The sequence below is a fragment of the Pseudodesulfovibrio karagichevae genome (genome assembly GCF_041414475.1).
In the GTDB taxonomy this organism is placed as follows: domain Bacteria; phylum Desulfobacterota; class Desulfovibrionia; order Desulfovibrionales; family Desulfovibrionaceae; genus Pseudodesulfovibrio; species Pseudodesulfovibrio karagichevae.
Genome location: NZ_JBGLYH010000104.1, coordinates 1 through 7,430, shown reverse-complemented (window position 1 = coordinate 7,430; position 7,430 = coordinate 1). Strand labels below are relative to the sequence as shown.

Genomic DNA, 7,430 nt, shown 5'->3' with positions numbered 1-7,430 from the left:
GGGGAAACTTTTGGAAAAAGTTTCCCCCCTGGACCCCCCTTCCAAACTTTTTGTGTGCCTTCGGCAAGGCCCTGCGAACTCGAGAATCCCCCTTTCCACCTGGAGCGATTCGGGTAGCGCAGCACCCGACAGCGGCTCTTTCACCGCGCTGTGGATAGGCTTGGGAGAGTGGGTCAGATGTGCATTTTCCGAGGGTCCGCCTGACCGCAGCGTACCCCAGTACGTGAGGATCAGGCGGGCCCTCGGAAAATGTGCAGATGGCCCGCTATCGCAAGCCGCCCCCTGCGCGAAAGCACAACAAAAAAGGGCCCGCTGCATCGGCAGCGGGCCCTTTTTGTTGTTGCTTGAGCGCCCTAAAGTATCGGCAGATACTTGTCCAATTCATATTCCGTAACCTGGGTGCGGTACTCGTCCCACTCGGCGATCTTGTTGTCGACCAGGGCGGTGTGCAGGTGCTCGCCCAGGACGTCCCTCATGAAGGTGGACTTCTGGAGGTTCATGGCGGCTTCGTAGAGGGAACCGGGCAGGGCCTTGATCCGGTTGCGCTTGAGCTGGCGGTCGTTCATGGCGAAGATGTCCTCTTCCACCGGGTCGGCCAGGACGTAGTTCTCCTCGATGCCCTTGAGGCCCGCCGCGAGCTGCACGGCAAAGGCCAGGTAGGGGTTGGCGGCCGGGTCCGGGCAGCGCAGTTCCATGCGGGTGGCGTTCTCCTTGCCGGGCTTGTACATGGGCACGCGCACCAGGGCCGAGCGGTTGCGCCGCGCCCAGGCAATGTACACCGGGGCCTCGTAGCCGGGCACCAGCCGCTTGTAGGAGTTGACCCACTGGTTGGTCACGCAGACGAACTCCGGCGCGTGCTTGAGGATGCCCGCGATGTAGGACTTGCCCTCGCTGGACAGGTGATACTCGTCGTTGGCGTCGTAGAAGACGTTGCGGCCGTTCTTGAACAGCGACTGGTGGACGTGCATGCCCGAGCCGTTCTCGCCGAAGATGGGCTTGGGCATGAAGGTGGCATAGCAGCCGAACTTGCGCGCGGTCTCCTTGACCACCACCCGGTAGGTCATGGCCGTGTCGGCCATCTTCATGCCTTCCTGGTAGCGCAGGTCGATCTCGTGCTGGGACGGAGCGACCTCGTGGTGGGAGTACTCCACCTGGATGCCCATGGCGTCCAGGGCGAAGATGATGTCGCGGCGGATGTTGTTGCCCAGGTCCAGCGGCGGGGCGTCGAAGTAGCCGCCCGCATCCAGGGTCTCGGTGTCCTGGTCGTCGGCGAAGAGGAAGAATTCGAGCTCGGGGCCGACATAGAAGGTGTAGCCCTTCTCGGCGGCCTGGGCCATGACCTTCTTGAGCACGAAGCGGGAGTCGGCCTCGAACGGGGAGCCGTCCGGGTTGACCACGTCGCAGAACATGCGGGCGACCGGTTTCTCCGAGGGCCGCCAGGAGCAGATCTGGAAGGTGGTCGGGTCGGGCATGGCGACCATGTCGGATTCGTCGATGCGGCAGAAGCCGAGGATGGACGAGCCGTCGAAGCCCATGCCCTCTTCAAAGGAGGCCTCGAGTTCGCTCGGGGTGATCTGGAAGCTCTTCAGGGTGCCGAGGATGTCCACGAACCAGTACTGGATGAAGCTGACGTTGTAGTCCTTGACGGCCTTCATCACGTCGTCCGCGTTCTTGCAATTGAAAACAGGGATACTCATAAGACTCCTCCGGTTAGGATGTTGGAGCAACAGGCCGTCCGCCCTGGGGCGCGGCCTCAGGCCGAAACGGCCATGCCGGTGCTTTGCAAAATGATATGCCTAGATGTTTACCCACTTTCCGGGGCCGCTATCAACAGAAATGTCCCTCAATTTGTTACGGACGCGGGAAAAGCCGGGGATTGCGCCGGAAAAAACGGCCCGGAGGGGCTACCGGCCAAATCGCAGCAGACAGGCCCCGAACAGGGTGCAGCCCGTGGCCACGACCTTCATCAGGTTGAGGCCCTCCTTGAGGCCGAATACGCCGAAGAGCAGAGCGAAGATGATGCTCGTCTCGCGCAGGGCCGTGACCAGGGGGATGGGCGCCATGGTGAAGGCCCAGGTGACCAGGGCGTAGGCCGTGAACGAGGCCGCCCCGCCCGCCAGGGTGAAGCGCAGGTTCCGGGTCAGGGAGGCGGTCACTAGGCCGGGCCGGGTCAGGCGCATGTACCCGGCCAGGACCAGGCCGTTCAGGATGGTCAGGGAGCCGTAGAAGCCGAGCGCGGTGCCCGCCAGGCGCGCGCCGTGGCCGTCCACCAGGGAATAGGCCGCGATGAACAAGCCCGTTCCGAGGGCCAGGAGCGCGGCCCGTCCGTTGCGCATGCCGTCGCTGCGCCGGGTCAGGGCCAGGCTCATGATCCCGGCCGCGATGGCCAGCACGGCGACCAGCTCCACCCCGGACAGGGATTCGCCCAGGAACGCCACCGAGACCCCGGCCACGGCCAGGGGCGCGAACCCGCGCGCCAGGGGATAGACGTGGCTCAGGTCGCCGAAGCGGTAGGAATTGAGCAGGAAGAGCTGGTAGCCGACGTGGAGCAGCGCTCCGGCCAGGATGTACGGCAGGGAGGCCGCATCGGGCAGCGGGGAGAGAACGAGCGCCGCCGCGCCGAAGGGCACGTGGCCGATGACCACGCTGGTCATGCCGGCGTGCTTGTCCGCCGCGCTCTTGACGAAAAAGTTCCAGGTGGCGTGCAGCAGCGCCGCGCACAGGACGACGAACATTACCGTGACGGACATGGGGGCTCGCGTTGGGGTCCGGGGGTTGTCTTTACCTCCGGCGGCCGGAAAACCGCGCGGAATCATTCAAGGAAGTATTGCCATAGCCGGACGTTGTCAATTGCGCCCCGGACCCGCGGTCCCCTGGGGAACCTCGATCCAGTCCTTGAGGCCGTACTTGATGAGCAGATGGTTGAGCTGGCCGGTGTTGCGCAGGGTGTACATCCCCTGGTCCAGGATGCCGGCCAGCCGCCGGGACCTCGGCATGTTGGCGGGCGACAGGCCGAAGAACAGCTCCCGGGCGTCCTCCCCGCTGCACCCGGCCAGGAAGACCTTGCCCGCCAGGTCCGCCCGCTGCACGTAATACTCGACCACGGCCCGGCTGCCGGGAATAGCCTGGATCCGGCCCTCGGCGAGCATGGCCAGCATACGCGCGAAGGCGTCCTCGCCGTGCAGGGCGTGGAACCGCCCGGGGTGGCGGCGGACGTCCTCCAGGAACCACTGCGGGTAGTTGTGCCCATGGACGAACCCGGTGACCACGCTCTGGAGGGATTCCGGCCCGATGAAGCGCCATTTGGCGTCCATGGTGAAGAAGCACAGGTCGCTCCGGCCCAGGGAGGTCTTGGGGAAGATGAAGTCCGGCAGCTCGTCCGGGGTAACGCCGATGAGGATATCGGCCCGGCCCGAGCGCACGTCCTGCACGGCCCGCTTCAAGGGCACTTCACGGTACTCCACGGAGAACCCGCGCCGCTCGAACACGGCGCGCAGGATCTCCACGGCGTACCCCTCGCGTTTCGAACCCGGCGTGCCGTTGTACGGCATCCAGCTGTCCGAGACCACGACCACGCGCTCCTGGGCCCGGACCGGACACGCCGAGGCGACCAGAGCCAGGAGGCACCAGAGAAGGCACCAGACAGGGATCCGGACCCGCGCAGGGGCCGGGGAGAAAGGTTGGGTCTCGCTCTCCATGGACGGCATCGGTCCTTTCGCACCGCTCGGTGAAGGCCCCCGCAGGGACTACTTCACCACCAGCACGGGCTTGGTCGTGGTCTGGAGGACCTTGTGGGTGACCGAGCCGAGGAACAGCCCTTCGAGGTCGGACTTGCCCTTGGAACCCATGACGATGATGTCGCACTTCTCGTTTTCGGCCACGTTGCTGATGACCTCGGCCACGTCGCCGCCGATGACCAGCTCCAGGAAGTCCACGTTGGCGTTGGTCAGCTTGGCCCGGTAGTGGGTCATGACCTGCTCGGCGCCCTGGTTCAGGTATTCGAGCAGTTCGGTGGCGTTGGGCTGGCCCAGCCCGGTGGGTACGGTTCTGCGCACGGTCAGCAGGATGACGGTCGCCCCGGTTCCGGCCATGTCGATGGCCATGTCGGCGGCGGCGTCGGACAGTCGGGACCCGTCAACGGGGAGAAGAATTCGGGTGATGTTCATGAGCCCACTCCTTTGTGTTTCGCAATCAAGACGCCCCCTTCAAACAGGAACGTACTCAAAGCATACACCATGGAGCGATGTGCTGCCAACCCGGATTGTACAATCAATCGGTCGGAATCATTCCCAAGAAGGCGAGAACGGCCCGGTCCCGGTCTTCCGGAGTCGGCTCGTCCGCGACCACGGTCCGCGTCTCGGGCTGGAGCACGCCGAGTTCGCGGAAAAAGGTCTCGGCCTCGGCCGAACGGAAGCAGACCCCGTCGCAGGAGCGGAACCCGGCCCGGAACATGGGCCTGGCCAGTGCGGCGAGCAGCCGTCCCTTGAGCCCGCCGCCCCCGGCAAAGGCGAAGCCCGGCCCCTCCACCAGGGCGAAGACCGTCTTCTTCTCGCCCACCCAGGCCATGCGCGCGGCCATGGAGCCGTAGACCACCGGCTTGGAGGTCATGGACAGGACGAGTTCCGGCTTGATGCGGTACAGGACCTGCTTCAGGTGGAGCAGCGTGCCGATGTCGCCCACGGGCGTCAGGCCGCGCGGAGTCAGCGGGTACATGGCGTACTCCACGCCGAGCGCCTCGAATCCGGCCGCCGCGTCCGGCCCGCTGCCCGGAGCCAGCGCGTTGACCGCGTGGCCCATGGACGCCATGGACGCCAGCAGGGAGCCGTATCCGGCCAGCAGGGCCTCGGCGTTTTCATGGATGACGGCGATCTTCATGTCGGTCCTGTAACAGACGGCTTGCGCTTTGAAAACAGGGGCCTACCAAATGGCGTCGGCCAGGGTCCCGTGCATCTCGTAGGGAAAGGTCTCCCGCCCCACGGTCATGTCGCCCTTGAGGTCGAACCGGGTGCGGAAGAGGTTGTCCGGGTCGATGACCGCCGTGCCCGTGGACTTGTAGGCCAGGGGCCGCCGCATGGAGAAGTCGCGCACGGCCATGTCCCGGTTCTCGATCTCGGCGGTGAAGGCCAGGTCCTCGACCACCTTGTCGCCGGGCAGGACCAGCTGGGCCGAGCGCACGTCCACCCAGCCGTTCTTCGGCAGCCGCGCCCCGTCGGGCAGAAACAGGCTGCCCGAGGCGTGGAGCGTGCCCTTGAGGTCGCTGTTGCCGAGGAGAAACGTCAGGTCCATGTCTCCCTCGAAGTCGAAGACCCCGTTGGAGAACAGCTCCAACCGGCACTGCGGCCCGCCCGTGTCCAGCCGGACCGTGGCCAGGGGCGAGAAGCCCACGGTCACGTAGGCGTGCTCGAAATGCAGCCGCCCCGGGGTCTGGGCCACGGAAATCCTGAGGTCGCGCACCCGGAAGCCGAGCGGACCGTCGCGGTCGATGGAGCTCCAGCTCAGCCCCACGGAGGGCAGACTTTCGTCCAGGCGGGTCAGGGCCGACGCCCATATCTTGTTCCATGGCGTGAACAGGACCACGCCGATGGCCAGGCCGAAGGCCATCAGCACCAGCCGGGCCAGGATGCGTCCGGGCAGGGATGAAGATTTGCCGCGCTGCGGGCCCACGGCCTACCTCGCCAGCACGAGGTGCACGTCCGCCAGGCGGGGCTCCTCGGGGTTGCGGGTCAGGACGAATTCCGGGGCCTGCAGGCTGGCCCGGTCCCGCACGTCCTGCAGGAAATCCGTGAGCATGATCAGGGTCAGGCCCTCCAGGGTCACTTCCACCGCATCCTGGTCCCCGGCGATGCGCGTCGGACGCAGGGAGACCGCGTAGTCGTTCAGGGAGCGGTCGTCGAGGATGCGCCGGACCGCCTCCTCCGGGGTGAGTTGGACCAGGTCGCTCTGGGCGGCCCGCAGGGTGGCGATCTCCCGGACCAACGGCACCACCAGGCCGTACTGCGCCTTCCCGGCCGCGATCTCCTGGCCGAGCGCCCCGGTGAACAGGGTCACGCCCACGAAGACCGCAAAGATCAGCCCGGCGGTGCCGAGCAGGAGAAACTTGAACAGCCGTTGCTGCGAGGCGGGCGGCCAGCAAGTCCAGGGATATGTGCAGTGTTTCCGGGCCATGCTATTTCGGCTCCACGCTCAGGCTGAAGGACACGCCATCGCCCAGTTCGTCGACCTTGTAGACCGAAAAGAGATAGCGGTCGTCGTCGGACAGCCTCTCCATGTACTGCATGAACCCGGCCTCGTTGCCGCTGAAATAGCCGCGCACCCGGCCCGTGGTCCCGGTCAGGCTGACCCCGTCCACGCGCAGCCGCTCGCCCGCGGGCTTGCTCAGGGCCGCCAGTACGCCCAGCGGGCTCAGGCCGATGCGCCTGGACGCCATCAGCTTGCCGTGCTCGAACTGCAGCCGCCCGAAGGGCGAACTCCCGATGTCCGGGCCGAGCACCGAATGGTACAGCTTTTCGGTCTGGGCGCGGATGTCCGCAAGCTGCATGTAATTCAGATAATAACGCACCCCCTGGCCGCCCAGGAACAGGCCGCCGATGACCAGGACCCAGACCAGGTTGCGGACGAACCGCCTGGAGGCCTTGCCGGACCGGAATTCGGGCGCCCCGCTTCCGGCGCTGCTCTGTGTCGTGGATGTCGTCATGGTATCTAAACGGGTAACTACGCGAAAGCCATGCACCGGGCAAGACGCCGGTCGCGGTGCCGGAGGTGCGACGCGGAGAAGCCGAACGATCCGTGCGGCGAGGCCGGACAATCTTCGGCGCGAGCTCTCCGGGAGGGCGCGGGAAACGGCCGGAAGGCCCGGCTAGAGACGGGCCGCAGCCTCTTCCACCTCGTCCTTGAAGCCCTGGCGCGCAACCCTGATCCTGTCGGCCACCGTCTCATCGTGCAGAGCGATGATCTGCGCCGCCAGCCAGGCCGCGTTCTTGGCCCCGACCTTGTCCAGCGCCAGGGTGCCCACCGGGAAGCCCGGAGGCATCTGCAGGGTGGCCAGGAGCGCGTCCATGCCGCCCAGGGACGAGGCGGTCAGGGGTACGCCCAGGACCGGCCTGATGGTCTTGGCCGCCACGGCCCCGGCCAGATGCGCGGCCAGACCCGCCGCGCAGATGAACACCTGAGCCCCGGCCTTCTCGTACTCCTCCACCAGGCGCGCCGTGCGCTCCGGCGTGCGGTGGGCCGAAGAGACCGTGAACACGTGGTCCACGCCCAACTGCTTGAGCAGATCCGAACACGGACGCATCTTCTCCTCGTCCGAAACGGACCCCATAAAAATCACAACCTGCGGCATGATGTGCTCCTTGGGTGCCTCCGGCGGCCGGGGGAAGGGGGAAGGGAAACCCTTTGAAAAGGGCTTCCCTTCCCCCTTCCCCCGGACCCCC

9 protein-coding genes are annotated in these 7,430 nt (G+C 66.2%); all 9 read right to left on the bottom strand.

Features of this window, described 5'->3' with window-relative positions:
- Window positions 1–353: 353 nt before the first annotated feature.
- The 9 genes from AB6M95_RS19135 to purE all read right to left on the bottom strand — a co-directional run bounded on the left by AB6M95_RS19135 (window position 354) and on the right by purE (window position 7,339).
- Window positions 354–1,697, bottom strand: coding sequence for a glutamine synthetase family protein (locus tag AB6M95_RS19135; RefSeq protein WP_371388343.1), 1,344 nt, complete (start codon window positions 1,695–1,697; stop codon window positions 354–356).
- A gap of 207 nt (window positions 1,698–1,904) precedes the next feature.
- The gene (locus AB6M95_RS19130; protein WP_371388342.1) at window positions 1,905–2,750 is read right to left on the bottom strand and encodes a DMT family transporter; all 846 of its coding nucleotides are present in this window, start codon (window positions 2,748–2,750) and stop codon (window positions 1,905–1,907) included.
- Between the two features lie 96 nt (window positions 2,751–2,846).
- Window positions 2,847–3,698 (bottom strand): substrate-binding periplasmic protein, encoded by an 852-nt coding sequence (locus AB6M95_RS19125; RefSeq protein WP_371388341.1) that lies wholly within the window; start codon window positions 3,696–3,698, stop codon window positions 2,847–2,849.
- Between the two features lie 48 nt (window positions 3,699–3,746).
- Window positions 3,747–4,166 carry a universal stress protein gene (locus AB6M95_RS19120; protein WP_371388340.1) on the bottom strand — a complete coding sequence of 140 codons (420 nt, stop codon included), beginning with the start codon at window positions 4,164–4,166 and terminating at the stop codon, window positions 3,747–3,749.
- A gap of 103 nt (window positions 4,167–4,269) precedes the next feature.
- On the bottom strand, window positions 4,270–4,875 hold the full coding sequence (locus tag AB6M95_RS19115; protein WP_371388339.1) for a glycosyltransferase: 606 nt from the start codon (window positions 4,873–4,875) through the stop codon (window positions 4,270–4,272).
- Between the two features lie 42 nt (window positions 4,876–4,917).
- Window positions 4,918–5,664 carry a hypothetical protein gene (locus tag AB6M95_RS19110; RefSeq protein WP_371388338.1) on the bottom strand — a complete coding sequence of 249 codons (747 nt, stop codon included), beginning with the start codon at window positions 5,662–5,664 and terminating at the stop codon, window positions 4,918–4,920.
- Window positions 5,665–5,667: 3 nt separating this feature from the next.
- Entirely contained in the window at window positions 5,668–6,165 is a 498-nt protein-coding gene (locus AB6M95_RS19105; protein ID WP_371388337.1) for a hypothetical protein, read from the bottom strand.
- Between the two features lies 1 nt (window position 6,166).
- Complete coding sequence (locus AB6M95_RS19100) at window positions 6,167–6,694, bottom strand: hypothetical protein (RefSeq protein WP_371388336.1); 528 nt, start codon at window positions 6,692–6,694, stop codon at window positions 6,167–6,169.
- A 162-nt stretch (window positions 6,695–6,856) separates the two neighbouring features.
- Window positions 6,857–7,339 (bottom strand): 5-(carboxyamino)imidazole ribonucleotide mutase, encoded by a 483-nt coding sequence (purE, locus tag AB6M95_RS19095; protein ID WP_371388335.1) that lies wholly within the window; start codon window positions 7,337–7,339, stop codon window positions 6,857–6,859.
- Window positions 7,340–7,430: the final 91 nt, after the last annotated feature.

What these genes read in the sequence shown, in the direction of transcription:
- AB6M95_RS19135 (WP_371388343.1), bottom strand. Translation starts at nt 1,697, where the DNA reads ATGAGTATCCCTGTTTTCAATTGCAAGAACGCGGACGACGTGATGAAG.
- AB6M95_RS19130 (WP_371388342.1), bottom strand. Translation starts at nt 2,750, where the DNA reads ATGTCCGTCACGGTAATGTTCGTCGTCCTGTGCGCGGCGCTGCTGCAC.
- AB6M95_RS19125 (WP_371388341.1), bottom strand. Translation starts at nt 3,698, where the DNA reads ATGGAGAGCGAGACCCAACCTTTCTCCCCGGCCCCTGCGCGGGTCCGG.
- AB6M95_RS19120 (WP_371388340.1), bottom strand. Translation starts at nt 4,166, where the DNA reads ATGAACATCACCCGAATTCTTCTCCCCGTTGACGGGTCCCGACTGTCC.
- AB6M95_RS19115 (WP_371388339.1), bottom strand. Translation starts at nt 4,875, where the DNA reads ATGAAGATCGCCGTCATCCATGAAAACGCCGAGGCCCTGCTGGCCGGA.
- AB6M95_RS19105 (WP_371388337.1), bottom strand. Translation starts at nt 6,165, where the DNA reads ATGGCCCGGAAACACTGCACATATCCCTGGACTTGCTGGCCGCCCGCC.
- AB6M95_RS19100 (WP_371388336.1), bottom strand. Translation starts at nt 6,694, where the DNA reads ATGACGACATCCACGACACAGAGCAGCGCCGGAAGCGGGGCGCCCGAA.
- purE (WP_371388335.1), bottom strand. Translation starts at nt 7,339, where the DNA reads ATGCCGCAGGTTGTGATTTTTATGGGGTCCGTTTCGGACGAGGAGAAG.